We start from the raw sequence: 25,975 nt of genomic DNA on the forward strand, positions 1-25,975 counted from the left end.
CGTGGTCTGTGGTCCGGTCCATCCTGGCGGGAAGGTCACTCCCAACGGAAGTGGCGCGCCGCCAGGCCCAGACCGAGCACGGACCAGCCGGCCAGCAGCCCGAGCTGCTGCCAGGGCACCCCGGCACCGTGCTGGAGCACGTCGCGGAGCCCGTCGGAGAGCGCGGAGATCGGCAGCAGCTCCAGTACGGAGCGGACCCCGGCCGGGAACTTCTCCAGCGGCACGATCACCCCGCCGGCCACCAGCAGCAGCAGGAAGACCAGGTTCGCCGCGGCGAGCGTGACCTCGGCCTTGAGGGTGCCGGCCATCAGCAGGCCCAGGCCCGAGAAGGCGGCGGTGCCCAGCAGCAGCAGGGCCGCCACGGCGACCGGGCTGCCCTGCGGGGACCAGCCCAGGCCGAACGCGATGGCGGTCAGCAGCGCCACCTGGAGCACCTCGGTGACCAGGACGGACAGGGTCTTGGCCGCCATCAGGCCCCAGCGGGGCAGCGGCGAGGCGCCCAGCCGCTTGAGGACGCCGTAGCGGCGGTCGAAGCCGGTGGCGATCGCCTGGCCGGTGAAGGCGGTGGACATCACCGCGAGGGCCAGCACGCCGGGGGCCAGGAAGTCCACACTGCGGCCCGCGCCCGTGTCGACGATGTCGACGGAGGCGAACAGCACCAGCAGCAGGGCCGGGATGATCACGGTCAGCAGCAGCTGCTCGCCGTTGCGCAGCAGCATCCGCGTCTCCAGCGCCGCCTGGGCACCGATCATGCGGGCCAGGGGGGCGGCCCCGGGCTTCGGGGTGAACGTGCCGGCGCTCATCCGCGCAGCTCCCTGCCAGTGAGTTCCAAGAAGACGTCCTCCAGGGTGTGGCGCTCGACGGAGATGCTGTCCGGCATCACGCCGTGCTGGGCGCACCAGGAGGTGACGGTGGCCAGCAGCTGGGGGCCGACGCTGCCGGTGATCCGGTAGGCGCCGGGGGTGAGCTCGGCGGCCGCGGTGCCGTCGGGCAGGGCCTTGAGCAGGGCGGCGAGGTCCAGGGAGGGCCGGCCGGTGAAGCGGAGGGTGTTCTCGGCGCCGCCGCGGCACAGCTCCTCGGGGCTGCCCTGGGCGATGACCCGGCCGGCGTCGATGATCGCCACGTCGTCGGCCAGCTGCTCGGCCTCGTCCATGTGGTGGGTGGTGAGGACCACGGTCACGCCGTCGGCGCGCAGCTCCCGCACCAGGTCCCAGGTCGCCCGGCGGGCCTGCGGGTCGAGGCCGGCGGTGGGCTCGTCCAGGAAGACCAGCTCCGGGCGGCCCACGACGGCCATGGCGAGGCCCAGCCGCTGCTGCTGGCCGCCGGAGAGCCTGCGGTAGGGGGTGCGGCCGCAGCCGCCCAGCCCGAGGCGCTCGACCAGAGGCCCGACGTCGAGGGGGTTGGCGTACAGCTTCGCCATGTGGCGGAGCATCTCCACGGCCCGGGCGCCCGAGTAGACGCCGCCGGACTGGAGCATCACGCCGACGCGCGGCCGCAGGGCCTCGGCGTCGGCGTACGGGTCGAGGCCCAGGACGCGGACGGTGCCGGAGGCCGGGGGGCGGTAGCCCTCGCAGGTCTCGACGGTGGTGGTCTTGCCGGCGCCGTTGGGGCCGAGGACGGCGGTCACGGTGCCGGTCAGGACGTCCAGGTCCAGTCCGTCCACCGCGGTCTTGTCGCCGTAACGCTGGACCAGGCCGCGTACGCGGACGGCGGCGGCCGGGGATTCACTCATGGGGGCGAGTCTACGGAGCCCGGAGGGGGTCCTAGGTCCCGGGGGCGCGGGGTCCCGGGACCCGGAAATGGTGACCTTTTCACGCGGGCCGGCTCTTCGCCGAAACCTAGTGTCGAATGGTGAACAGCATTGCGCAGAACGTGGACGAGACCTCTGGCCAGGCCGAACACAAGGCGCACGACCTCGCGCACCGGCCGCGCTATTTCGTCTCCGCCATGCTGGCGGGCGCGTACATCGGCATCGGCGAGGTGCTGCTGCTCGTGGCGATCTCGCCGTTCGCGGCCCGGGGCTCGGCGGCGGTGAAGCTGCTGGAGGGCGCGGTCTTCCCGGTCGCGCTGACCATCGTGATGTTCGCCGGGGCCCAGCTGTTCACCAGCAACGTGATGGTGATGCTGGTGGGCGCGCTGTCGGGGCGCACCGGGCTGCGGGACCTGGCGGCGGGCTGGTCCCTCTCGCTCGTGGGCAACCTCGCCGGCGCCTTCCTCTTCGGCGCGATGGTGCACGCCTCGGGCGTGGTCTCGGGCGGCCCGGCCCGGGCGATGCTGGCGGAGATGGTGCACGGCAAGGCGGCGCTGTCGGGCGGGCAGCTCTTCTGGCGGGCGGTGCTCTGCAACATGCTCGTCTGCCTGGCGATCTGGATGTTCACCCGGGCGCGGGGCGACGCCGCCAAGATCTTCGTCCTGTGGCTGCCGGTGGCGGTCTTCGTGGCCGTGGGTTTCGAGCACTGCGTGGCGAACATGGCCCTCTTCAGCCTCGCGATCCTCGACGGGAGCGCCGGATTCGGTGACCTTCTGCGCAATCTGGCCTTCACCGTGCCGGGCAATGTGGTGGGCGGAGGATTGCTGGTCGGAGCCGTTTACTGGTTCGCCGGAGGGTCCCGGAGGGTGCGCGGAGGAATGCATTCCGAATAACTCTGCGTCGACAGATTAGGTAACCCTTAGTGATGGAGGCCACCAGGAGTGGTCTCCGTCACGGCTTGTCCGGGCTCGCCGAATTAAGCAACAATGGCGTTGTGAAAAACGGTGCACGGACGATCGAGACCCCTCAGGGGGACCTCGCGACCGGGGAGCGGTCAACCCGCAACCGGGTCGCGCGCTCGATCCTGGACCACGGTCCGTCCACGGTCGCCGACCTCGCACAGCGGCTCGGCCTCACCCAGGCCGCGGTGCGCCGCCACCTCGACACGCTCGTCGCCGACGACGTGGTCGAGGCCCGGGAGCAGCGCGTGTACGGCGCGCGGACCCGCGGGCGGCCCGCCAAGGTGTTCGCGCTGACCGACTGCGGCCGCGACGCCTTCGACCAGTCGTACGACAAGCTCGCCGTCGACGCCCTGCGCTGGATCGCGCAGGCCGCGGGCGGCGGGGAGCGCGGCGAGGCGGCGGTGGCCGAATTCGCCAAGGCACGGCTGGCCGCACAGGCCGAGACCTACCGGGAGGCCGTCGACGCGGCGGGCCCCGCGGAGCGCACCGAGGCCCTGGCCAAGGCGTTGACCGTGGACGGGTACGCTGCTACGGCGAAGAGCGCGCCCGGTCCGCACAGCGGTGAACAGCTCTGTCAGCACCACTGCCCGGTCGCCCATGTCGCCGAGCAGTTCCCGCAGCTCTGTGAGGCGGAGACCGAGGTCTTCTCCCGACTGCTCGGGACGCACGTGCAGCGACTCGCCACGATCGCCCACGGCGATGGGGTGTGCACCACCTTCATTCCGCGAAGCGCCGCACAGGCAACCACATCAGCATCTGCAAGCACGGCCGGGAGGAACCCCGCATGACCACGGAGATTGCTCACCCTGAGCTCGAGGGCCTGGGCAAGTACGAGTACGGCTGGGCCGACTCCGACGCGGCCGGTGCCGCGGCCAAGCGGGGTCTGAACGAGGACGTCGTCCGCGACATCTCGGCGAAGAAGAACGAGCCCGAGTGGATGCTGAAGCTCCGCCTCAAGGGCCTGCGGCTCTTCGACAAGAAGCCCATGCCGACCTGGGGCTCCGACCTGTCGGGCATCGACTTCGACAACATCAAGTACTTCGTGCGTTCCACCGAGAAGCAGGCCGCTTCCTGGGAGGAACTGCCCGAGGACATCAAGAACACGTACGACAAGCTCGGCATCCCGGAGGCGGAGAAGCAGCGCCTCGTCGCCGGTGTCGCGGCCCAGTACGAGTCCGAGGTCGTCTACCACCAGATCCGCGAGGACCTGGAGGAGCAGGGTGTCATCTTCGTCGACACCGACACCGCGCTGAAGGAGCACGAGGAACTCTTCAAGGAGTACTTCGGCACCGTCATCCCGGTCGGCGACAACAAGTTCGCCTCGCTGAACACCGCCGTGTGGTCCGGCGGCTCCTTCATCTACGTGCCGAAGGGCGTGCACGTCGAGATCCCGCTGCAGGCCTACTTCCGCATCAACACGGAGAACATGGGCCAGTTCGAGCGGACGCTGATCATCGTCGACGAGGACGCCTACGTCCACTACGTCGAGGGCTGCACCGCCCCCATCTACTCCTCGGACTCGCTGCACAGCGCCGTGGTCGAGATCATCGTGAAGAAGGGCGGCCGCTGCCGCTACACGACCATCCAGAACTGGTCGAACAACGTCTACAACCTGGTCACCAAGCGCGCCGTGGCGTACGAGGGCGCGACCATGGAGTGGATCGACGGCAACATCGGCTCCAAGGTCACCATGAAGTACCCGGCCGTCTACCTGATGGGCGAGCACGCCAAGGGCGAGACCCTGTCCATCGCCTTCGCGGGCGAGGGCCAGCACCAGGACGCCGGCTCCAAGATGGTCCACATGGCGCCGAACACCTCCTCCAACATCGTCTCCAAGTCGGTGGCGCGAGGCGGCGGCCGCACCTCCTACCGCGGCCTGGTCGAGATCGGCGAAGGCGCGCCGGGCTCCAAGTCCAACGTGCTCTGCGACGCCCTGCTGGTCGACCAGATCTCCCGCTCGGACACGTACCCGTACGTCGACGTCCGCGAGGACGACGTGACCATGGGCCACGAGGCGACCGTCTCCAAGGTCTCCGACGACCAGCTCTTCTACCTCATGCAGCGCGGCATGACCGAGTTCGAGGCCATGGCCATGATCGTGCGCGGCTTCGTCGAGCCCATCGCGAAGGAGCTGCCGATGGAGTACGCGCTGGAGCTCAACCGGCTGATCGAGCTGCAGATGGAGGGCGCGGTCGGCTGATCGCCGCCGCCCCATCACCAGCTCTGCGGTCCGTTCCTCGCGGGCCGCGGATCACAACGACGTAGGAAGAGAGCAGAACGACAGCCATGGCTGAGGCTCAGAACATTCCGGCCGGTTCGACCACGGCCGGCGCGATCGCGGTGGCCGCAGAGTCCACCGTCGCCACCCGGATGAGCGCCCCCCCGTCCTTCGACGTGGCGGACTTCCCCGTGCCCCACGGGCGCGAGGAGGAGTGGCGCTTCACCCCGCTGGAGCGCCTGCGCGGCCTCCACGACGGCACCGCGGTCGCCAACGGCACGATGAAGGCCCAGATCGACGCGCCCGAGGGCGTCACCGTCGAGTCCGTCGACCGTGACGACGAGCGCGTCGGCAAGGTCGGCACCCCGGTGGACCGGGTCGCCGCCCAGGCCTTCTCCTCGTTCGCCAAGGCCACGGTCGTCACCGTGCCCAAGGAGACCGTACTCGCCGACCCGATCCGCGTCGCCCTGCACGGCGAGGGCGGCACGACCTTCGGCCACACGGTCTTCGACATCAAGCCCTTCGCCGAAGCGGTCATCGTCATCGACCACACCGGTGACGGCGTGCGCGCCGCCAACGTCGACATCCTGGTCGGCGACGGCGCCAAGGTCACCTTCGTGTCGGTGCAGGACTGGGACGACACCGCCGTCCACACCTCCCAGCACAACGCGCTGATCGGCCGCGACGCCTCCTTCAAGTCCGTGGTCGTCACCTTCGGCGGCGACCTGGTCCGCATCCACCCCCGGGTGAACTACGCGGGCACCGGCGGCGAGGCCGAACTGCTCGGCCTGTACTTCACGGACGCCGGCCAGCACCAGGAGCACCGCCTCCTGGTCGACCACGACGTGCCGCACTGCACCTCCAACGTGACCTACAAGGGCGCGCTGCAGGGCGAGGGCGCGCACGCGGTCTGGATCGGCGACGTCCTGATCGAGAAGACCGCCGAGGGCACCGACACCTACGAGCTCAACCGCAACCTCGTCCTCACCGACGGCGCGCGGGTCGACTCGGTCCCGAACCTGGAGATCGAGACCGGCGAGATCGTCGGCGCCGGCCACGCCTCCGCCACCGGCCGCTTCGACGACGAGCAGCTCTTCTACCTCCAGGCCCGCGGCATCCCGGCCGACGAGGCCCGCCGCCTGGTGGTCCGCGGCTTCTTCGCCGAGCTGGTCCAGCAGATCGGTGTCGAGGACGTCGAGGAGCGCCTGATCGCCAAGATCGAGGCAGAGCTCGAGGCGTCCGTCTGATGACCTACGTCAAGGCCTGCGCGCTGAGCGAGCTCGAGGAGAACACCCCCAAGCGGGTGGAACTCGACGGTACGCCCCTGTCCATCGTGTCCACCGAGGGGGAGGTGTTCGCGATCCACGACGTCTGCTCGCACGCGAACGTCTCGCTGTCGGAGGGCGAGGTCGACGACTGCCAGATCGAGTGCTGGCTGCACGGATCGGCCTTCGACCTGCGCACCGGCAAGCCGTCCGGGCTCCCCGCGACGCGCCCCGTCCCCGTTTACCCCGTAAAGATCGAAGGGGACGACGTGCTCGTCTCCCTCACCCAGGAGTCCTGAGGCACCCATGGCTACGCTTGAAATCAACGACCTGCGCGTCTCCGTCGAGACGGAGAACGGCTCCCGCGAGATCCTCAAGGGCGTCGACCTGACCGTCAAGCAGGGCGAGACGCACGCCATCATGGGCCCGAACGGCTCCGGCAAGTCCACCCTGGCGTACTCCCTCGCGGGTCACCCGAAGTACACCGTCACCGGTGGCACCGTGACCCTCGACGGCGAGGACGTCCTGGAGATGTCCGTCGACGAGCGCGCCCGCGCCGGCGTCTTCCTCGCCATGCAGTACCCGGTCGAGGTCCCCGGTGTCTCCGTCTCCAACTTCCTGCGGACCTCGGCCACGGCCGTCCGCGGCGAGGCCCCCAAGCTGCGCACCTGGGTCAAGGAGGTCAAGGAGGCCATGGAGCGTCTCTCCATGGACCCCGCCTTCGCCGAGCGCAACGTCAACGAGGGCTTCTCCGGTGGTGAGAAGAAGCGCCACGAGATCCTCCAGCTGGAGCTCCTCAAGCCGAAGATCGCGATCCTCGACGAGACCGACTCCGGCCTCGACGTCGACGCGCTCCGCATCGTGTCCGAGGGCGTCAACCGCGTCCGCGAGACCGGCGAGGTCGGCACCCTGCTGATCACGCACTACACGCGCATCCTGCGCTACATCAAGCCCGACTTCGTGCACGTGTTCGCGAACGGCCGCATCGCCGAGTCCGGCGGCGCCGAGCTCGCCGACCAGCTGGAGGCCGAGGGCTACGACAAGTACGTGAAGGGTGGCACGACCGCGTGACACAGCTGCCTGGCCTCCTCGACATCGAGGCGATCCGCAAGGACTTCCCCCTGCTGGATCGTGTGGTCCACGACGGGAAGAAGATCGTTTACCTGGACAACGCGGCGACCTCGCAGAAGCCGCGCCAGGTGCTCGACGCGCTGAACGCCTACTACGAGCGTCACAACGCCAACGTCCACCGTGGCGTCCACGTGCTCGCCGAGGAGGCCACGGCACTGTACGAGGGCGCCCGCGACAAGGTCGCCGCCTTCGTCAACGCGCCGAGCCGCGACGAGGTGATCTTCACGAAGAACGCCTCGGAGTCGCTCAACCTGGTCGCGAACATGCTCGGCTGGGCCGACGAGCCCTACCGGGTCGACCGCGAGACCGAGATCGTCATCACGGAGATGGAGCACCACTCCAACATCGTGCCGTGGCAGCTGCTGGGGCAGCGCACGGGCGCGAAGCTGAAGTGGTTCGGCCTCACCGACGACGGCCGCCTCGACCTGTCGAACATCGAAGAGATCATCACGGAGAAGACGAAGATCGTCTCCTTCACGCTGGTCTCCAACATCCTGGGCACGGTCAACCCGGTCGAGGCGATCGTGCGCCGCGCCCAGGAGGTCGGCGCGCTCGTCCTGATCGACGCCTCCCAGGCCGCCCCCCACATGCCGCTCGACGTGCAGGCGCTCGGCGCCGACTTCGTGGCCTTCACCGGCCACAAGATGTGCGGCCCGACCGGCATCGGCGTCCTGTGGGGCCGCCAGGAGCTGCTGGAGGACCTGCCCCCGTTCCTCGGTGGCGGCGAGATGATCGAGACCGTCTCGATGCACTCCTCCACGTACGCCCCGGCGCCGCACAAGTTCGAGGCGGGCACGCCCCCGATCGCGCAGGCCGTCGGCCTCGGCGCGGCCGTGGACTACCTCACCTCGATCGGCATGGACAAGATCGCCGCGCACGAGCACGCGATCACCGAGTACGCGGTCAAGCGCCTCTCCGAGGTGCCCGACCTGCGGATCATCGGCCCGGCCACGGCCGAGGACCGCGGTGCCGCGATCTCCTTCACGCTCGGGGACATCCACCCGCACGACGTCGGCCAGGTGCTGGACGAGCAGGGCATCGCGGTCCGCGTGGGACACCACTGCGCGCGGCCCGTCTGCCTGCGGTACGGAATTCCTGCGACCACGCGGGCGTCGTTCTACCTGTACTCCTCTCCGGCGGACGTCGACGCGCTGATCGACGGCCTGGAGCACGTACGGAACTTCTTCGGATGACGGACGACCACGAGGGCGACGAGGCGACGAGGCCGCTGTGAAGCTGGATTCGATGTACCAGGAACTGATCCTGGACCACTACAAGCACCCGCACGGGCGTGGCCTGCGCGACGGTGACGCCGAGGTGCACCACGTCAACCCGACGTGCGGCGACGAGATCACCCTGCGCGTGAAGTACGACGGCGAGACGCTCACCGACGTCTCGTACGAGGGCCAGGGCTGCTCCATCAGCCAGGCCAGCGCGTCGGTGCTGAACGAGCTGCTGGTCGGCAAGGAGCTGGCCGAGGCGCAGAAGATCCAGGCCACCTTCCTGGAGCTGATGCAGTCGAAGGGCCGGATCGAGCCCGACGACGCGATGGAGGAGGTGCTGGAGGACGCGGTCGCGTTCGCCGGCGTCTCGAAGTACCCGGCACGGGTGAAGTGCGCCCTGCTGAGCTGGATGGCGTGGAAGGACGCGACCGCCCAGGCGCTGGGCGACGGCGCCGAGAGGAAGACGGCATGAGCGAGACCACGAACGACCAGACCGAGGGCGTCGTCACGACGAAGCCGGCCACCGAGGGCGTCGTCACGACGAAGCCGGCCACCGAGGAGGAGGTCCGCGAGGCCCTCTACGACGTGGTCGACCCCGAGCTCGGCATCGACGTCGTCAACCTGGGGCTGATCTACGGCATCCACATCGACGACGCCAACATCGCGACCCTCGACATGACCCTGACGTCCGCGGCCTGCCCGCTGACCGACGTGATCGAGGACCAGGCGAAGTCGGCCACCGACGGCATCGTCAACGAGCTCCGGATCAACTGGGTCTGGATGCCGCCGTGGGGTCCCGACAAGATCACCGACGACGGCCGCGAGCAGCTCCGCGCGCTCGGCTTCAACGTCTGAGCGGACCCGTCCGCACGAAGGCCCCGGCACCCCGTGTGCCGGGGTCTTCGGCCTTTCCGGCGCGCGGAGTTCGCCCGTCGTACGGGGTGACGGGTGCCGTGAGCCGGGTGGGGGCGGGTCTGCTCGTCGGGACCGCGGCCGAGGACCTCGCCCGCTCGGAGTGGACGAAGTCCCGGGCCGCGCGTGGTTCACCCTCGGCTAGAACGGTCCCGCCGGGGCGGGGCCGCCCGGAGGTGCGGGCGGTGCCGCCGCGGCGGCCATGAGCGCGGGGGCCAGGTCCTCGCGCCGGATGCGCTGGTCGATGTAGAGCAGGCCGCTGGTCAGCTGGGGGAAGCCCACCTGGAACAGCTGGCTCACCACGCCGCCGAGCATGATGCAGGCGAAGTAGACGACCATGCCGCCGACCATGGCGGCCACGTCGGGCTCCGGGTCGCCGGCGCCGACCAGCATCGTGGGGAAGAACGCGAACATCCCCACGAAGGTGAACGGCAGCTGGATCATGTACCCGATGACCGTGGCGATCAGGGCGGTCAGCAGGGTGATGCCGAAGACCCGCCACCAGGCGCCCTTGACCAGCTGCGAGGACCGGCGGAGCGCGGCGACCGGGCCGAGGTGCTCGCATACCACGGCGGCCGGGGCGAAGCTGAGCCTGACGCCCAGCCAGACGCTGACCGGCATCGCGAGCAGCAGGGCCAGCGGCATCAGCAGGACGATGGCGCCCGGGTCGCCGTGCGTCGAGTTCGCCGCGGCCGTGATGACCAGGGCGACGGATATGCCCAACGCCAGCAGCACCGGGCCGCCGGCCACCAGGCCGGTGAGCAGCAGGGTGCCGAGCATCGAGGGCATCCGGGACCAGGCGCGGCGGAACATCGCGCGGTACGTGGTGCGCCGGCCCAGCACGGCCTCCTGGAGGACGGCCGGCGTCAGCGCGCTGATCATGGCCCAGCCGAGCAGCAGCACGGCGAAGAGCAGCACGCCCACGGGGATGAGCGCGAACAGCACGGGGTCGAGGTCCTCGGGCGCGGGGCTCTCGCCGGCCGGGAGGTCGAAGACGCCGGGCAGGTGCGGGTGGACCACCGCGACCCCGATGCCGACTGCGAGGGTCACGACCAGGATGCCGACGCCCTGGACGGTCAGCATGACGCCGACCAGCTGCTTCCAGTAGCGGCCGAAGGTGGTGAAGGAGCCGCCGAGCACCTCGCCGACGCCGAGCGGGCGCAGGGGTATCACGCCGGGCTGCGGGGGCGGGGGCGGTGCCCAGCCGCCGCCCCAGGCTCCGGGGTACCCGTAGGGGGACCCGTACGGGGGTGGCTGCTGTTGTCCGTGTGGCGGGGGTGTCCCCGGAGGGTTGCCGTGCGGTACTCCGCCATGCGGTACTCCGCCGTTCGGTTCCGGCGGACCCCACCCCTGGTTCTGCGTCATGCAAGCACCGTATATGCCGTGGTCGCCGCCGTGGAGGGGTGGTGCGCCAGGTCTGTGCGTACGGGCGTACACACCGTTGTGTACGCTCGTACGCATGCCTTACGTTCTGCTGGCCGCGGCCATAGCGGCAGAGGTCGCCGGGACCACCGCGATGAAGTACAGCGACGGCTTCAGCAGGCTGTGGCCCTCGCTGGGCACGCTGCTCGGGTACGCCATCGCCTTCACCCTGCTCGCGCAGACCCTGAAGTCCATGTCGGTGGGCACGGCGTACGCGATCTGGGCGGGCGTCGGCACGGCCGCGATCGCCGCGATCGGCATGATCTTCCTGGGCGAGGCCGCCACCGCCGCCAGGCTGGCGGGCATCGCGCTGGTCATCGCGGGCGTGGTGCTGCTGAACCTGGGCGGTGCGCACTGATGAGGGGCGTGCGCTGATGGCCGCCGCACGGCGGTACGACCCCGACCGGCGGTCCCGGATCATCGACGCGGCGATCCGCGTGGTGGGCGCGAAGGGCATCGCGGGGCTGAGCCACCGCTCGGTGGCGGCGGAGGCGGACGTGCCGCTGGGCTCGACCACGTACCACTTCGCCACCCTGGACGAGCTGTTGGTCGCTGCGCTGCGCCAGATCAACGAGGGCTTCGCGGAGCGGGTGGCGGCCAGCACGGCGCTGGACGACCCCCACGTGGACCTCGCGGACGAGCTGGCGCGGCTGCTGGGGGAGTGGCTCGCGGGCGAACGGACCGGTGTGGAGCTGGAGTACGAGCTCTACCTCGCCGCCCTGCGCCGCCCCGCGCTCCGGCCGGTGGCGGCGGAGTGGTGCGAGGCGGTGGCGGCGCTGCTGGCCCCGCGCACCGACCCGGCCACGGCACGGGCGCTGGTGGCGATGATGGACGGCCTCTCGCTCCAGGCGCTGCTCACGGACACCCCGTACGACCGGGCCTACGCCGCCGAGATGCTCCGCAGGGTGCTGGGCTAGCCGGTGCCGTCCGGGCGGCGGACGACGGCCCGGGACCGGGGAAGGACCGGGGAAGGGCCGGGTGGGCCGGGGGCGGCCGCGGGCGCGTCCCTCGGGGAGCCGGCCTACGCCCGTACCGCCGCCAGCGCCGCGCCGACGCTCGCCTCGATGTCCTGGACCGGGTAGAGCACCTCGCGCACCGTGCGGGCCGGGTCCACGACCAGGGTCAGCCGCTTGAGCCGGCTCACACCGGCCGCCCGGAAGGTCGGCAGGCGCAGGGCGGCCACCAGCGCCAGGTCCGCGTCCGACAGGAGCGGGAAGGCCAGGGCCTCCGACTCGGCGAACTCCCGCTGCTCGTCCGGGCGCTGGGTGGAGACGCCGCGTACCGCCGCGCCCGCCGCCGTGAACTCCGCCAGCCGGTCCCGGTAACTCCGCGACTCCAGCGTGCAGCCCCGCGCCCCCGGGATGCCGCCCCAGCCCGGCGGGTACGACTCCACCCGCGCGTACGCCCCCGGGAAGCAGTACAGCACCGTCCAGGCGCCCTCGGGCCCGAGCGGGTCCCGCACCTCCCCGTCCTGGTCCGGCAGCAGCAACTCCGGCACCCGCGTGCCCACCAGCGCGTGCACCCGCTCCGCCTCGCGCGAGGACTCTCCGGCCGTGGCCGTCAGCTCCCCCTCGCCCAGCACCCAGGTGTCGCCCCAGTCCTGGAGGGCCACCAGCACCGGCAGCAGGGCCCGCCCCCGCACGGTCAGCCGGTAGGCGTGCCGCACCGGGCGCTCCTGGTACGGCTCCCGCACGAGCACGTCCGCGTCCTCCAACAGCCGCAGCCGCTCCGTGAGGACCTTCCGGGAGACTCCGAGCTCCCGCTGGAACTCCTCGAACCGCGCGAGCCCGCGCGCCGCGTCCCGCACGATCAGCAGCGTCCACCAGTCCCCGACCACGTCGAGGGCCTGCGCGATCGCGCAGTCCGCGCCGTCGAGCCGTGTCCGCTGCGCCATGACCACTCCCCACAAGATCGCCCCGGTGCCGCGCGGGCGTTGACCCGAGGGTTTCATGCTGGCAGAGTCAGTTCCCAAAAGGAACTGACTCGGAACCGGCTCTTGGGGCCGACCCCGAACCGACCCGGAAACGACACGTGGGGGGAGAGCGCATGCTGAGGGGGCTCAAGGAGGTGCCGAGGCCGGTCTGGCTGCTGGCGGGAGGCGTCTTCGTCAACGCCGTCGTCAGCTTCACCTTCGTCTTCGTGTTCGTGTACCTGACCGGCCCGCGCGGCCTCGGCGCCACGCAGGCCGGCCTGATCGTCGGCCTCGGCGGCGCCGGGCTGATCGCCGGCAACTTCACCGGCGGCTGGTTCGGCGACCGCCACGGCCACCGCCGCGCCCTGCTCACCGCCTCGGCCCTCGGCGGAGCCGTCCTGGTCACCCTCCCCGCCCTGCCCCTGCCCCTGCTCTGCGCGGCCCTGCCCGCGGCCCAGTACGCCGCCGGCGTCATCCGTGCCGCCAACTCCGCCCTGGTTGCCGTCACCGTGCCCGAAGGCGCCCGACGCCAGGCCTTCGCCCTCATCCGCGCGGTCTCCAACGGCGGGTTCACCGTCGGCCCGCCCCTCGGTGCCCTGGTCGCGACCGGCCTCTCGTACGACTGGCTGTTCGTCGCCGACGGCATCGGCACCCTCTTCTTCGCCGTCTGGACCGCCCGCGTCGTCCCCGCGCGCGGCGCCGCCCGAACCGCCGCGGCCCCGGACGGGGGTCGGGGCCGCGGCATCCGCCACGAACTGCGCGCCCGGCCCGCCCTGCTCGTACTCCTCGGCGCCATCCTCGTCATCGACGTCGTCTACCGGCAGCAGTACTCGACCTTCCCGGTCTTCCTCGCCGACCACGGCATGGACACCCGGGTCTACGGCCTCCTGATCGCCGTCAACGGCGGCGTCATCCTGCTCCTGGAGATCCCCGCCGCCCTCGCCCTGCGCGAACGCTCACCGCTGCACATCATCGGCACCGGCCTCGTCCTCGTCGGCAGCGGCTACGCGGCCCTGCTCCTCGGCGCCGCCACCGCCACCACCGTCGCGATGATGGTGCTGGTCAGCCTGGGCGAGATCCTCTACAAGACCACCGCCACGGCATACGTCGCCGACGTCGCCCCCGCCCACGCCGTGGGCCGCTTCCAGAGCCTGTACGCCGGGGTCTCCGTCAGTGGCGTCGTGCTCTCCGCACCCCTCGGCGGACTCCTCTACGGGGCCGCCCCGGGCCTGCTCTGGCCCCTCTGCGCCCTGCTCGGGGTCGCGGCCGGCGCCACCGTGCTGGCGCTCGGCGCCCGTACCGTACGACGCGCCGCGCGACCGGCACATGAGACCGGTTCGCCCGCGGCGGCCGTCGTTGGTTAGCGTGCCTGCATGACTACGCGTACCACCGGCGCCGTCGCCGCCGGACTTGCCACCATCACCGCCGACGGCACCGTCCTCGACACCTGGTTCCCCGCGCCCGCGCTGGCCGAGGAGGCCGGCCCGGCCGGGACCGAGCGCCTGACCGCCGAGCAGGCCGCCGAGCTGCTCGGCCCGGCCGCGGCCAAGGCCGTCCGCACGGACGCCGTCCGCGGCGTCGAGGTCGTCGCCGTCCGTACCGTCATCTCCTCCCTGGACGACAAGCCGCTCGACGCGCACGACGCCTACCTGCGCCTGCACCTGCTCAGCCACCGCCTGGTCAAGCCGCACGGCCAGAACCTGGACGGCGTCTTCGGCCTCCTCACCAACGTCGCCTGGACCTCGCTCGGCCCGGTCGCCGTGGACCGGCTGGAGACCGTGCGCCTGAACGCCCGCGCCGAGGGCCTGCACCTCCAGGTCACCTCGGTCGACAAGTTCCCGCGGATGACCGACTACGTCGCCCCCAAGGGCGTGCGCATCGCCGACGCCGACCGCGTCCGCCTCGGTGCGCACCTCGCCGAGGGCACCACCGTCATGCACGAGGGCTTCGTCAACTTCAACGCCGGTACCCTCGGCACCTCGATGGTCGAGGGCCGCATCTCCGCGGGCGTCGTCATCGGCGACGGCTCCGACATCGGCGGCGGCGCCTCCACCATGGGCACCCTGTCGGGCGGCGGCAAGCAGATCATCTCGGTCGGCGAGCGCTGCCTGATCGGCGCCGAGGCGGGCATCGGCATCGCGCTGGGCGACGAATGCGTCGTCGAGGCCGGCCTGTACCTCACCGCGGGCACCCGCGTCACCCTGCCGGACGGCGAAGTCGTCAAGGCGCTCACCCTGTCCGGCGCGAGCAACATCCTCTTCCGCCGCAACTCGGTCACCGGCGCCGTCGAGGCCCGCCCGAACAACGCGGTCTGGGGCGGCCTCAACGAGGTCCTGCACAGCCACAACTGATCCACGGCGCCGCGAGTCTTCCGCGGTACGCACGAAGCCCCTGCCCCGGGACTCCCGGGGCAGGGGCTTCGTGCAGCGTGTGCCGAGGCGGGTTCAGCGCAGCGGGATCGAGCGGACCAGGCCCGCGAACGCCCGCTCCTCCTCCTCCGTCAGTTCCACGCTCTCCAGCGGGTGCGAGGCGGTGCTGCGCTGCGCCGGGATGAAGGCGAGCCCCTCGAAGGCGCCCGGCTCCGGGTGGTGGAACCGGCTGTCCCACAGCATGTGGCCGAGGCCGACGACCCAGACGAGGGCGGCGACCACCAGGACGGCCAGGCCGATCTCCTGAACGAGCGACATGGAGGTGAACACGCGGTCCTCCAACGGGGTGATGGGGGCGGAACGGGTCGGACGTTCAGGACACTCAACACCAACATCACGTGATTGCTTGAGCAATGTGGCGCAGATCACGCCAGGGTCCAAAGTCCCGACTTCGCGCCCTGAGGGCCCCTTTCAGGGCCTTTCATCTTCTTTCAGTGTGTTTCGGGGGTATTTCCGTCGGTGTCCGACGGGTCCGCCTCGTCCTCCTCCGTGGCAGGGGCCCCGGTCGGGACGGCGACCGGGGCCCCTGGCTGCGAGCCGGCGGAACGTTCCGCCCGGCGGCTACGGGATGCGCTACGGGATGAAGCGCAGCACCTGCGGGTCGTGGTCGCTGTTCTGGTCCGCGAACTCCGCGTTGATGTGGACGCTGTCGTACTGGAACTTCTTGATGCCCGGGCTCACCAGGATCTGGTCCAGGACCTGGGCGTTGCCCTGGTAGACGTACGAGTACCGCTCCGCGCGCGGCAGCGACTTGATCGCCGAGTACAGCGCGCCGCCGTCCTCCAGCGCCTGCGCGGTCGCCGAGAACTCGAAGTCGTTGATGTCGCCCAGCACCACGACGTTGGCGTTGTGCTGCGCCGCCGTGATCTCCTTCACGAAGGAGTTCACGGACTGCGCCTGGAGCAGCCGCTTGGCCTCCGAGGAGCGGACCGGCGGCTGGTGGTGGGAGGTCAGGCCCTCGTCGCCGCCCTTCGAGCCGAAGTGGTTGGCGATCACGATGACCTTACGGCCGCGGAAGACGAACTCGCCGGCCAGCGGCTTGCGGCTGTTCTCCCAGGCGGCGTTGGCCGGGTCGATGCGGCCGGGGGAGTGGGTCAGCGCGGCGTGGCCGTTCTCGGTCACGACACCGGTGGCCGTGGTGGCGCCGCCCGCGTCGCGGTCGGTGAACGAGACGCGCTCCGGGTTGAACAGGAAGACCTGGCGGATGTTGCCGCCGGGCTCGCCGCCGTCCTTGTTGTTCTCCGGGTCCACCGAGCGCCACTGGTACGCCGGGCCGCCCGCGGCCACGATGGCCTCGGTGAACTTCCGCAGCGTCTCGCCCGCGGCGACCGTGCCGTCGTTCTTCGCGCCGTTGTCGTCCTGGATCTCCTCCAGGGCCACGATGTCGGGGGAGGCCAGGTTCTCCACGACCGCCTTGGCGAGCGCGTCGAACTTCTCCTGCGGGTCGGACGGGTCGAGGTTCTCGACGTTGTACGTCGCGACCGCCAGCTCGCCCGGCTTCTGCGCCTTGGTCTTCTCGCGCTGGAGGCCCTTGGACTCGACCGTGCCGAGGGTGCGGGCCACGAGGGTGTAGCCGCCGAACTGGTTGAAGTCCAGCGGGCCCTCGGTGGTGCCGGTCAGCTTGTCGCCGACGTCCGCCTTCGGGAACGGCTGCTGGGCCAGCGGCGCGAGCTGCTGGATCTGGAGGCGGCCGGTGTTCTGCGACTCGTACGAGCCGTAGATCGTGCCGCCGCGGGGGGCGCGGTGCTCCCAGCCCTTCACGGTGACCCACAGCTCGGCGTACGGGTCGGTGGCGCCGACGACGCGGGAGTCGCCGATGCGGACGTTCATGCCCTCCAGCGACTCGTAGTAGTCGAGCGCGTAGGTGGCCGGGTCCAGGGTCAGGCCGTTGATGCTGCCGCCGTTGGCCGGGTCGCCCTGGGGCGCGTACTCGGCGGGGACGGAGTACTCGTTGACGAGCGTGGCCTCGGGCAGCGCGTTGCCCGAGGAGAGCACGGTCACCTTGGGCTTGGAGATCTGGGTGACCGACTGGTTGCCCGAGTTCAGGCCGCCGGGCACGTACTCGCCGACCAGGCCGGAGACGGAGACCGCGTCGCCGACGGCGACGGTCGGGACGGAGCTGGTAAAGACGAAGACGCCCTCGCTCGTGGCGTCGCTGTCGTCGGCCTGCGGGTCCTGGATCCAGAAGCCGCGGGAGCCGTACGTGCGGACGCCGGTGACGATGCCCTCGACGCCGGTGACCTGCTGGCCGGCGAGCGGGGATATCCGGGTGGCGCCCTGGATGTCGTGGACGCGTATCGCAGCGGCGGTGCCCTCTTCGGACAGCTCGGCGGCGGAAGCGCTGCCGGCGAGCAGGCCGGCGGCCAGGGCGGCGGCCACCACGGAGGCCACGGCGGCGGAACGGGAGTGGGATCCAGTCACGATGGGACGGGAACGCATGGGCAGGACTCCGGTATGGGATGAGGGGGCGGAGTGGAGGTGGTCTGTGGATCCGCCGGATCCGGTGTGGGGATCCGCTGTTGAGATCTACGCGCGTCAATGTCTTGTGTCTACTGGCCGGTTGTCAAGGCCTGGCGGGTGGACGGGGGTTGACGTCTGCATGAACCGGACGGGATGGGGCGAATTGCGTCTACGCTGGGCGCGCCGACTTCACTCCCACCCGTGTGATCCGAGGAGAACCAGCCATGTCCGCAGAGCGCCCCACGCTGCCGCGAGTGCTGCCACGAGTGCTGTCGCCGGTACGGCTGCCTTCACAGGCGGAGCTGGCCCGTGACGCCCTGGCGGCCCCGCTGCTGACGCGGGCGGTGCGCGTTGCGCGGTGGGTGGGGGACGAGACGTGGGTGGGGGTGGGGGTCGGGGGTGAGCTCGACGACGGGCAGTTGTCTGTTGCGGCTCGGGTGCTGGGGTTGGGTGCTGGTGCTGGTGCTGGTGCTGGTGCTGGTGCGGGTGCGGGTGCTGGTGAGGGCGCCGCGTATGCGAGTGAGGCTTGGCGGGTGGCCGTTGACACCGGTCTGGTCGAGCTGACCGATCCAGAGCCCGGCCGCGAGGCCGAGGGCGGCACCGCTCGTGCGGGCGAGGAACTCGCCCTCGTCACCGGAGGCTCGCCGGCCGACGTGCTGAACCTGTGGCTGGGTGTTCTGGAGGCCGTGCTTGCGGATGCTGCCGTTCCGGACCTGGACGACCTGGTGGACGCGCTGGACGAGGGCGGCGAGATCGACTTCGAGCGGCTGGACTGGGACCCGGGCCGCGAGGCCGAGTTCCTCGACGGGGTGCTGGCCAACCTGTACTTGCTGACCGTTGCCGAGGGTGGGGGCCTGGGTGCGGGTGGGGGCGTGGGTGCGGGTGCCGTGCCGCTGCCGGTGCTCGCCGCCTCGATGGTCGTGCCGGAGGACATGGGCGAGCCCACCGACGAGGTGCTGGAGCGGGTCTCCGAGGTGATGATGCGGCTCGACGACCAGTTCCGGATGCTGGAGCCCGTGGGACTCGTGGAGTTCCGGCCCGTCGACGAGGAGCTGATGGCCGAGGCGGATGACGAGTTCGCCGGCGGCATCGATGCCGGGAACCCCGAGGACGTGGCCCGCTACGGCATGGTCCGGCTCACTCCGCTCGGACTGTTCGGCGTGCGCGCCCGGCTGCTGGAGGCGGGGGTCGCCGTACCCGCCGTGGGCGACCTCGCCGGCAAGGGGGCCGACGTGCTGTTGGACGCGCTCCCGGGCTTCCCCGAGGCCGCCGCCCGTGCCGAGGTCGAGTGCTGGCTGGCCGGACGCGAAACGGGGGCGGCGACGGCGGAGCTGCTGGCCGCGGCCCGGGGCGGCGACGCGGGTGGCCCGCTGCGGCGGCTCTCCTGCCAGCAGGCCCTCGCGCTGGCCGGGCCGGCCGCGGAGCCCGCCGTACGGGCGGTGCTGGACGACCCCGAGCTGGGCGGTCTCGCGCGGGTGTGGCTGGCCGAGCGGGGCGCGGTGGATGTGCCGCCGCCGGGCGAGGAGCTGGTCTTCTGGCTCGCGTTCGACACGCTCGCCGCGCAGTTGGCCGCCGGCGGGGAGGCGGCGGAGCTGGTCGATCTGATGTCCGGGCTGACCGGGGGCCACAGCGGCTTCTTCGAGGCCGCCTGGCGGGTGGACCACCCGGCCGCGGCGGACGTGCTGGAGGCGATGGGGCGGCTGCACCCGGATCGGAAGGCGGCCAAGGAGGCGCGGAAGGCTGCCTTCAAGGCGCGGTCCAGGGGGTAGGGGCCGCGTTTTGGGGCCGCCGGGTTTGGGCTGGGGCGTGGGGAGGGTCTGAGCTCTGGGACGGGGCGCTGGGAAAGGCGCCACGTGGGGTGCGGGGGAGGGCGCCACGTGGGGGCGCTTGCGTTCCGCGGTGAGCGCCCGCTGCGGGAGCGCGCCCCGTGGTGCGTGGGTCCCCTCGGTGCTTGACGGGGCATGGCCTGCAGGCCCAGCGGCAGGCCCACCCCTGGGGCAAGGGGCTTCGCCCTGGCCTTCGGCCACCCCAGGCCCGGGCCTGCCACTGGGGGTACCTCCCAGCGGTAGCTGGGGGAGACCAGCCTGCCATGCCCCGTCAAGCACCCCCCCCCACGCACCACGGTGCGGGGTGTCACGCGGGGGGAGGTGACGCACGCCTGGCGGTGTTGCATAGCACGGGGTGGGGCTTTGGGGTGTGGGGTGGACCGGTCTCGTGGTGGCTGGGGGAGCGGTTCCGCGGAGCGGTCGGTGGTGCTTCCGTGGGTGTTCGGCTTCCGTTCAGGTGTGGGCGGGAGCCTTCCCACTCACGTTTCCGAGGAGGACCGATGCCGCTCAGCCGCAGGGAATTCACCGCCGGATCCGCCCTGGCACTCACCGGTGCCGTGGGCGCGCTTGCCAGTGCTCCGGGGGCGCTGGCCGCCGAGGAGGACGGGACGGGGTGCGAGCTCGGGTACGGGCCGCTGCTGCCTGATCCTGCGGGGATCCTCGCGCTGCCTGCGGGGTTCTCGTACCGCGTGCTCACGCACAGTGGAGTGACTCGGTTGGAGAGCGGGGAGCCGACGCCCTCCAATCATGACGGGACGGCTGCTTTCGAAGGGGCGCGTGGTGTCACGCTGCTGGTCAACAACCATGAGCTGAGGGGGGAGAGGTCGCGGTGGGAGCGGCCTGTGCCGCTCGCTGAGGGGCTGGTGTACGACCCGGCCGCCGCGGGCGGCTGCACGGTCGTCGAGGTGCGGCGTGGGGGTGAGGTCGCGGAGTGGGTCGGGATCGCCGGCACCTCCACCAACTGCGCCGGTGGCAGCACTCCGTGGGGGACGTGGCTGACCTGTGAGGAGACCGAGGACCTTGCGGGGAAGAACGGCATGACCAAGGACCACGGGTACGTGTTCGAGGTCGACCCCGCCGACCGGCGCGCCAATCGTGACCCGCAGCCCGTCAAGGCCTTCGGGCGGTACGCGCACGAGGCGGTGGTCATCGACCCGCGCACCGGCCATGCCTACCTGACCGAGGACGCCTCGGGGCCCAACGGGCTCCTCTACCGGTGGGTGCCGCCGGAGGGCTTCCGGCACGGGCGGGGGCGGCTGCGTACGCTCGCGGACGACGCGGGGCGGCTCCAGGCGCCCAAGTGCTACGACAGGTCGGGGAGATTGGTGGACGACCTGTCGCGTGCCACCCGGATCGGCACCGTGTACGGGGTGGACTGGGTGGACGTGCCGGACCGGGACGCGCGCGGCGTGCCCGTGCGCAAGCAGTTCGCGGACGGGGCGATCACCCGGGGCCGGAAGCTGGAGGGCATGTGGTGGGCGGACGGGGGAGCGTACTTCGTCTCCTCGTACGCCCGTGAGGAGAGCCCGGGCGCCGCGCACGACGGGCAGGTGTGGTTCTACGACCCGAAGCGGCGGACCGTCCGGCTGACCGTGCTGCTCGGCGTCAATGCCGACCCGGGGACGGACGGTGCGTACGACGGGCCGGACAACATCACCGTCTCGCCGCACGGCGGGCTGGTCATCGCCGAGGACGGCGAGGGCGTGCAGCACCTCTTCGGGGCGACGGAGAGCGGCCGCACCTACCCGCTGGCGCGGAACGAGCTGAATATCGGCACCCCCGAGGAGCCGGAGTTCTCCGAGTTCGCCGGGGTCTGCTTCTCGCCCGACGGCCGCACGCTCTTCGCCAACCTCCAGTCCCCGGGGATCCTGCTGGCGATCACCGGTCCGTGGCGGCGACGGGCGCGGCTTCCGCGCTGACGCCCTCGGCCCACTCGGCCAGCAGGAACGCGTACGCCTCCGCCGGCCACTCCTCCCCCTCCTCACGGGTCGCCACGAGCAGCCGTATCGCCTCGTTCGCCTCGGCGACGGACGGACGGGCGGGACCCGTGGGCGGGGGAGTCTCGTACATGCCTACAAGGCTACGGGCGGGCACTGACAGTGACCTCCGGCTGGTGGGTGGAATGTGTCACCTGGCGGCCCGCCCCGGGTCAAAGTGCCTGCGCCGCGGGCTTGACCATGCCCCGCACTGTGCGGGACTTCACAAACTCGCCCATGGCCGTCATCTCCCATTCGCCCGAGAACTGCCGGATCAGCTTGGCCATCATCACGCCGGTCTGCGGCTCGGCCGTGGTCAGGTCGAAGCGGACCAGCTCCTCGCCGCTGGCGGCGTCGATGAGCCGGCAGTAGGCCTTGGCGACCTCGGTGAACTTCTGCCCGGAGAAGGAGTTGACGGTGAAGACGAGGCCGGTCACCTCGGCGGGCAGCCGGCCCAGGTCGACCACGATCACCTCGTCGTCGCCCGCACCCTCGCCGGTGAGGTTGTCGCCGGAGTGCTTGACGGCACCGCTGAGGATGGAGAGCCGGCCGAAGTAGCAGCTGTCGAGGTGGTTGCGCTGGGGTCCGTAGGCGATGACGGAGGCGTCGAGGTCGATGTCGCGGCCCCGGAACGCGGGCTCCCAGCCCAGGCCCATCTTGACCTGGGAGAGCAGCGGGCGGCCGCCCTTGACCAGGGAGACCGTCTGGTTCTTCTGGAGGTTGACCCGGCCCTTGTCGAGGTTGATCTTGCCTCCGGTGCCGGCGGCGGTGGGCGCGGCCGGCGGTGCCGGTGGGGCGGGAGTGCCGGCCGTGGCGGGGGTTCCCCAGGTCGGGGTCGCGGCGGGCGGGGCAGCCGGGGGTGCCTGGGGTGCTTGGGGTGCCTGGGGTGCCGCCGGGGCGGGGGTGGCCGCCGCGGGCTCCTCGTCCACCGAGACGCCGAAGTCGGTCGCGATGCCGGCGAGCCCGTTGGCGTACCCCTGGCCGACGGCGCGGACCTTCCACACGCCGCCGCGCAGGTAGACCTCCACGACCACGAGGGCGGTCTCGGTGCCGAGCTGCGGCGGGGTGAACGTGGCGATCACGCTGTTGTCGTCGGCGTTGCGCACCGTGGCGGTGGGCTCGATGCCCTGGAACGTCTGGCCCGCCGCGTCCGGGCTGGCGGTGACCACGATCTTCTCGATGCCCGCGGGGACGGCCGAGGTGTCCACCGTGATCGCGTCGGGCGTGGCCCCGCCGCCGGACCGGTAGCCGACTCCGGGGCCGGACGGCTGGTTGTAGAAGATGAAGTCGGCGTCCGAGCGCACCTTGCCGTCTGCGGTGAGCAGGAGTGCCGACACGTCCAGTCGTACCGGAGCGGCCACGTCCACCGTCACGCGGACGGAGTTCAGCGGCAGGTTCGAGCCAGGGGTCATAGCGGTCATGCCAGGTCAACGACCGAGTGGTCGCCCCCGTTCCCCCGTCTTGAGGCCGCCCAGGTGAATTCTCGAGCGGTCGTGAAGCGGCGTCGCGGGCGCGCCGCTGCGGTGCTCAGCGGCGGTTGCGCGGGTGGTTGCGGGCCTGGCGCTCGTTGCCGAACTTGTACGCGCCGGTCCAGCGGGCCATCACCGTCTGGCCGTCGCCCGCCTCGACCTCGGCGAGGAACTTCTCCGCCCGCGCGCCGCGCAGGGTGCCCGCGGCGCGCCCGCGGTGGGTGATGACGACGGTTCCGTCGCCGCGCTGCTCGTACGTGAATCCGGAGGCTCGTGACATGCTGCCCAGCCTGGCGGCAACGGCCCGGGGCGGGCAACGGAATTCCGGGCGGGGGACGGGCGCGCCTGGGACGGGTGCGCAAGGCGCCGGGGGCGGGCGGTGACCGGACCGGGCCCCGCACGGCCGGTCCGGTCGGCCTCCGTCCGCCGGGGGCCCGTGACGCCCCCGGCGGTCCCGGGTGCGGCTCGCTGCGCCCTCGGGGACGGTCAGACCGCTTCGGGGCGCCCGTCGACGCGGCGCGGGAGGCCGAGCGGGTTGGCCTCGCGCAGCTCCGGCGGGAGCAGCGGGTCCGGCACGGACTGGTACGCCACCGGGCGCAGCCACCGCTCGATCGCCGTGCCGCCCACGGAGGTGGAGTGGGAGGTCGCTGCGGGGTACGGGCCGCCGTGGTGCTGCGCGGGGGCCACGGCGACACCGGTCGGCCAGCCGTTCACCAGCACCCGGCCGGCCAGCGAGGTCAGGTGCGCCAGCAGGTCCGCGGCCGTGCCCTCCCGGCCCTCGGCCTCGGCCGCCGACAGCTGCAGGGTGGCGCTGAGGTTGCCGGGCAGCCGGGACAGGACCGCTCCGGCCTCGGCCTGGTCGGCGTACCGTGCGAGGACCGTGACCGGCCCGAAGCACTCCTCCAGGAGCAGCTCGTGCCCGTCGCCCTCGGCCAGCCGCCGGGCCGGCACGGAGAGGAAGCCGGCGCCGACCGTGTGCTCGCCGCCCGCGCCGGGCGTGACCGGCGAGGTCACCTCGGGGAGGGCACCCCGCTCGCGTACGCCGCTGATGAAGTTGTCCCGCATCCGGTGGTCGAGCAGCACGCCCGCCTCCGTCTCGCTGACCGCCTTGGCCAGCGCGGCGGCCAGCCGGTCGCCGTGCTCGCCCTCGGGTACGAGGACCAGGCCAGGCTTCACGCAGAACTGGCCCACGCCGAGCGTCATCGCGCCGGCCAGCCCCGCGCCGATCTCCTCGGCGCGCTCCTCGGCGGCCGCGGGGGTGACGAGGACGGGGTTCAGGGAGCCGAGTTCGCCGTGGAAGGGGATCGGCACCGGCCGCGCGGCGGCGGCGTCGAACAGGGCCCGCCCGCCGCGGACGGAGCCGGTGAACCCGGCGGCGGCGACGAGCGGGTGGCGGATCAGCTCCAGGCCCGCGTCGAACCCGTGGACCACCGCCACCACGTCCTCGGGCAGCCCCGTCGTGGCGGCCGCGCGCCGCAGCAGCGCGGCGCACAGCTCGGAGGTCGCGGGGTGGTCCGGGTGGGCCTTGACCACCACCGGGCAGCCGGCGGCCAGGGCGCTGGCGGTGTCGCCGCCGGGCACGGAGAAGGCGAGAGGGAAGTTGGAGGCCGCGTAGACGGCGACCACGCCCAGCGGGACCTTGTAGCGGCGCAGCTCGGGACGCGGCGGGGTGAGCGCGGGGTCCGGGCGGTCGATGCGGACGTCGAGGTAGGAGCCCTCCTCGACGGCGTCGGCGAAGGCGCGCAGCTGGTAGGTGGTGCGGGCGAGTTCGCCGGTCAGCCGGACGGGGCCGAGGGCGGTCTCGGCGTCGGCGGCCTCCACGACCTGCCCGGCGGTCTCGTCGAGGAGGTCCGCGGCGGCGCGCAGGAAGGTCACGCGGACGGTGCGGTCCGCCAGGGCGGCGCGGGCGTCGTGGGCGGCGCGCACGGCGGCGTCCACCTCCTGGGATGTGGCCTCCACCGCAACCTGTTCGCGTTGCTTCCCGGTGCGGGGGTCCACACTCCAGACTGGTGTTGCTGCCATTGCGAGCTGCCTCCTGGATCGTCGCTGACCCGGGGAGCGTCGTTCAGTATTCTGAACGCCGTTCCGATAGGTGAATCAGTTGAATATGCTGCGGACTCTATTTCCGCGCGATCGAGATTGACAAGAGGGGCAAGGGCGCATGACGACTGCCGAGTCCGGTGCGGCGCCGGTGAAGTCCGCCGTGCGTACGGTGGTGTTGCTGGAGTGGTTCGCGTCCCGGCCCGGGCTGCACAGCCTGGCCGAGGTGCAGGAGGGGCTCGGCTACCCCAAGTCCAGCCTCTACATGCTGCTGCGCACCCTGGTCGACCTGGGCTGGGTGGAGACGGACGCGACCGGCACGCGTTACGGCATCGGCGTACGGGCGCTGCTCGTCGGCAACTCGTACATCGAGGGCGACGAGGTCGTGGCCGCGGCGCGCCCCACGCTGGACCGGCTCTCGGACGACACCACCGAGACCATCCACCTGGCCCGGCTCGACGGCACGAGTGTGGTCTACCTGGCCACCCGTCAGTCCCAGCACTTCCTGCGGCCGTTCACGCGGGTGGGGCGGCGGCTGCCGGCCTACTCCACCGCGCTCGGCAAGGCGCTGCTGGCCACGCACACGGACGACGAGGTGCGGGCCCTGCTGCCGGAGCGGCTGGAGCCGGTGACCGAGCACACGATCACCGACCGGGAGGTGCTGATCGCGGAGCTGGCGCTGGTGCGGGAGCAGGGGTACGCGGTGGACCGCGAGGAGAACACGCTGGGGCTGCGCTGCTTCGGTGTGGCGATCCCGTACCGGACCCCGGCGCGGGACGCGATCAGCTGCTCGGTGCCGGTGGCGCGGCTGACGGGCGGCCACGAACAGGCCATCAGGGCAGCGCTGTTCGATGCGCGCGACCGGCTGCTGATGGCGACGCGGAGGCTTTGAGGGGGCTTCGTCCTCGGGCCGGTCCGCGGGCGGGTGGGGGGATGGTGGGTGACCGGTGACCGGTGACGGGCGACGGGCGGCCGTACGC

26 protein-coding genes are annotated in these 25,975 nt (G+C 71.8%); 16 read left to right on the forward strand and 10 right to left on the reverse strand.

Annotated elements, in window-relative coordinates:
* Window positions 1-35 precede the first annotated feature (35 nt).
* Entirely contained in the window at window positions 36-803 is a 768-nt protein-coding gene (locus ACIF6F_RS02820) for an ABC transporter permease (RefSeq protein ID WP_399940214.1), read from the reverse strand.
* The gene (locus ACIF6F_RS02825) at window positions 800-1,732 is read right to left on the reverse strand and encodes an ABC transporter ATP-binding protein (protein WP_399940217.1); all 933 of its coding nucleotides are present in this window, start codon (window positions 1,730-1,732) and stop codon (window positions 800-802) included. Before ACIF6F_RS02825 ends, ACIF6F_RS02820 begins: the two co-directional genes overlap by 4 nt.
* A gap of 116 nt (window positions 1,733-1,848) precedes the next feature.
* Here ACIF6F_RS02825 and ACIF6F_RS02830 point away from each other — a divergent pair, with 116 nt between their 5' ends.
* From ACIF6F_RS02830 to ACIF6F_RS02870, 9 genes are all read left to right on the forward strand, one after another.
* Window positions 1,849-2,643, forward strand: coding sequence for a formate/nitrite transporter family protein (locus tag ACIF6F_RS02830; protein ID WP_399940220.1), 795 nt, complete (start codon window positions 1,849-1,851; stop codon window positions 2,641-2,643).
* Between the two features lie 65 nt (window positions 2,644-2,708).
* Window positions 2,709-3,500: a helix-turn-helix transcriptional regulator gene (locus ACIF6F_RS02835; protein ID WP_399940561.1), complete on the forward strand. Its 792-nt coding sequence runs from the start codon at window positions 2,709-2,711 to the stop codon at window positions 3,498-3,500.
* Complete coding sequence (sufB, locus tag ACIF6F_RS02840) at window positions 3,497-4,912, forward strand: Fe-S cluster assembly protein SufB (RefSeq protein ID WP_399940223.1); 1,416 nt, start codon at window positions 3,497-3,499, stop codon at window positions 4,910-4,912. Before ACIF6F_RS02835 ends, sufB begins: the two co-directional genes overlap by 4 nt.
* An 86-nt stretch (window positions 4,913-4,998) precedes the next feature.
* A complete protein-coding gene (gene sufD / locus ACIF6F_RS02845; RefSeq protein WP_399940226.1) occupies window positions 4,999-6,177 on the forward strand; it encodes a Fe-S cluster assembly protein SufD in 1,179 nt (392 codons plus the stop codon).
* Window positions 6,177-6,494, forward strand: coding sequence for a non-heme iron oxygenase ferredoxin subunit (locus ACIF6F_RS02850; RefSeq protein ID WP_399940229.1), 318 nt, complete (start codon window positions 6,177-6,179; stop codon window positions 6,492-6,494). Before sufD ends, ACIF6F_RS02850 begins: the two co-directional genes overlap by 1 nt.
* A gap of 7 nt (window positions 6,495-6,501) precedes the next feature.
* A complete protein-coding gene (gene sufC / locus ACIF6F_RS02855; protein WP_399940232.1) occupies window positions 6,502-7,266 on the forward strand; it encodes a Fe-S cluster assembly ATPase SufC in 765 nt (254 codons plus the stop codon).
* On the forward strand, window positions 7,263-8,519 hold the full coding sequence (locus tag ACIF6F_RS02860) for a cysteine desulfurase (protein WP_399940235.1): 1,257 nt from the start codon (window positions 7,263-7,265) through the stop codon (window positions 8,517-8,519). The genes sufC and ACIF6F_RS02860 overlap by 4 nt, the downstream gene beginning before the upstream one ends.
* Window positions 8,520-8,556: 37 nt before the next feature.
* The gene (gene sufU, locus ACIF6F_RS02865; RefSeq protein ID WP_399940238.1) at window positions 8,557-9,021 is read left to right on the forward strand and encodes a Fe-S cluster assembly sulfur transfer protein SufU; all 465 of its coding nucleotides are present in this window, start codon (window positions 8,557-8,559) and stop codon (window positions 9,019-9,021) included.
* A complete protein-coding gene (locus tag ACIF6F_RS02870; protein ID WP_399940240.1) occupies window positions 9,018-9,404 on the forward strand; it encodes a metal-sulfur cluster assembly factor in 387 nt (128 codons plus the stop codon). The genes sufU and ACIF6F_RS02870 overlap by 4 nt, the downstream gene beginning before the upstream one ends.
* Before the next feature lie 198 nt (window positions 9,405-9,602).
* Here ACIF6F_RS02870 and ACIF6F_RS02875 read toward each other — a convergent pair whose 3' ends face one another.
* Window positions 9,603-10,634, reverse strand: coding sequence for a hypothetical protein (locus ACIF6F_RS02875; protein WP_399940243.1), 1,032 nt, complete (start codon window positions 10,632-10,634; stop codon window positions 9,603-9,605).
* A 286-nt stretch (window positions 10,635-10,920) separates the two neighbouring features.
* On the opposite strand from ACIF6F_RS02875, the gene ACIF6F_RS02880 reads away from it, so the two are divergent.
* A complete protein-coding gene (locus tag ACIF6F_RS02880; protein ID WP_399940246.1) occupies window positions 10,921-11,241 on the forward strand; it encodes a DMT family transporter in 321 nt (106 codons plus the stop codon).
* A 16-nt stretch (window positions 11,242-11,257) separates the two neighbouring features.
* Entirely contained in the window at window positions 11,258-11,800 is a 543-nt protein-coding gene (locus ACIF6F_RS02885) for a TetR/AcrR family transcriptional regulator (RefSeq protein ID WP_399940248.1), read from the forward strand.
* 104 nt (window positions 11,801-11,904) lie between these two features.
* Here ACIF6F_RS02885 and ACIF6F_RS02890 read toward each other — a convergent pair whose 3' ends face one another.
* Complete coding sequence (locus ACIF6F_RS02890; protein WP_399940251.1) at window positions 11,905-12,777, reverse strand: winged helix-turn-helix transcriptional regulator; 873 nt, start codon at window positions 12,775-12,777, stop codon at window positions 11,905-11,907.
* A gap of 152 nt (window positions 12,778-12,929) precedes the next feature.
* Here ACIF6F_RS02890 and ACIF6F_RS02895 point away from each other — a divergent pair, with 152 nt between their 5' ends.
* Window positions 12,930-14,159 (forward strand): MFS transporter, encoded by a 1,230-nt coding sequence (locus ACIF6F_RS02895; protein ID WP_399940254.1) that lies wholly within the window; start codon window positions 12,930-12,932, stop codon window positions 14,157-14,159.
* Between the two features lie 9 nt (window positions 14,160-14,168).
* Window positions 14,169-15,146 (forward strand): 2,3,4,5-tetrahydropyridine-2,6-dicarboxylate N-succinyltransferase, encoded by a 978-nt coding sequence (dapD, locus tag ACIF6F_RS02900; RefSeq protein WP_399940257.1) that lies wholly within the window; start codon window positions 14,169-14,171, stop codon window positions 15,144-15,146.
* Window positions 15,147-15,239: 93 nt separating this feature from the next.
* Here the strand turns inward: dapD and ACIF6F_RS02905 are convergent, their stop codons facing one another.
* Window positions 15,240-15,494, reverse strand: a complete 255-nt coding sequence (locus tag ACIF6F_RS02905) for a hypothetical protein (protein ID WP_399940260.1) — start codon at window positions 15,492-15,494, stop codon at window positions 15,240-15,242.
* A 303-nt stretch (window positions 15,495-15,797) separates the two neighbouring features.
* Window positions 15,798-17,663, reverse strand: coding sequence for an endonuclease/exonuclease/phosphatase family protein (locus ACIF6F_RS02910; protein WP_399940263.1), 1,866 nt, complete (start codon window positions 17,661-17,663; stop codon window positions 15,798-15,800).
* A 245-nt stretch (window positions 17,664-17,908) separates the two neighbouring features.
* On the opposite strand from ACIF6F_RS02910, the gene ACIF6F_RS02915 reads away from it, so the two are divergent.
* The gene (locus ACIF6F_RS02915; RefSeq protein ID WP_399940265.1) at window positions 17,909-19,453 is read left to right on the forward strand and encodes a hypothetical protein; all 1,545 of its coding nucleotides are present in this window, start codon (window positions 17,909-17,911) and stop codon (window positions 19,451-19,453) included.
* Between the two features lie 557 nt (window positions 19,454-20,010).
* Window positions 20,011-21,429, forward strand: a complete 1,419-nt coding sequence (locus ACIF6F_RS02920; protein WP_399940267.1) for an alkaline phosphatase PhoX — start codon at window positions 20,011-20,013, stop codon at window positions 21,427-21,429.
* Here the strand turns inward: ACIF6F_RS02920 and ACIF6F_RS02925 are convergent.
* The 4 genes from ACIF6F_RS02925 to ACIF6F_RS02940 form a co-directional block, all read right to left on the reverse strand.
* Window positions 21,389-21,580 (reverse strand): hypothetical protein, encoded by a 192-nt coding sequence (locus tag ACIF6F_RS02925; protein WP_399940270.1) that lies wholly within the window; start codon window positions 21,578-21,580, stop codon window positions 21,389-21,391. The two genes, ACIF6F_RS02920 and ACIF6F_RS02925, sit on opposite strands and share 41 nt — an antisense overlap.
* A gap of 79 nt (window positions 21,581-21,659) precedes the next feature.
* Window positions 21,660-22,898 (reverse strand): TerD family protein, encoded by a 1,239-nt coding sequence (locus tag ACIF6F_RS02930; RefSeq protein WP_399940272.1) that lies wholly within the window; start codon window positions 22,896-22,898, stop codon window positions 21,660-21,662.
* A 115-nt stretch (window positions 22,899-23,013) separates the two neighbouring features.
* Window positions 23,014-23,235: a hypothetical protein gene (locus tag ACIF6F_RS02935; protein ID WP_399940275.1), complete on the reverse strand. Its 222-nt coding sequence runs from the start codon at window positions 23,233-23,235 to the stop codon at window positions 23,014-23,016.
* Between the two features lie 206 nt (window positions 23,236-23,441).
* Window positions 23,442-24,977, reverse strand: a complete 1,536-nt coding sequence (locus ACIF6F_RS02940) for an aldehyde dehydrogenase (NADP(+)) (RefSeq protein ID WP_399940277.1) — start codon at window positions 24,975-24,977, stop codon at window positions 23,442-23,444.
* A gap of 139 nt (window positions 24,978-25,116) precedes the next feature.
* Between ACIF6F_RS02940 and ACIF6F_RS02945 the strand changes: the two genes are divergently transcribed.
* The gene (locus ACIF6F_RS02945; protein WP_399940280.1) at window positions 25,117-25,887 is read left to right on the forward strand and encodes an IclR family transcriptional regulator; all 771 of its coding nucleotides are present in this window, start codon (window positions 25,117-25,119) and stop codon (window positions 25,885-25,887) included.
* Window positions 25,888-25,975: the final 88 nt, after the last annotated feature.

It is taken from the genome of Streptomyces sp. NPDC086023 (assembly GCF_044540325.1).
Taxonomy (GTDB): Bacteria; Actinomycetota; Actinomycetes; order Streptomycetales; family Streptomycetaceae; genus Streptomyces.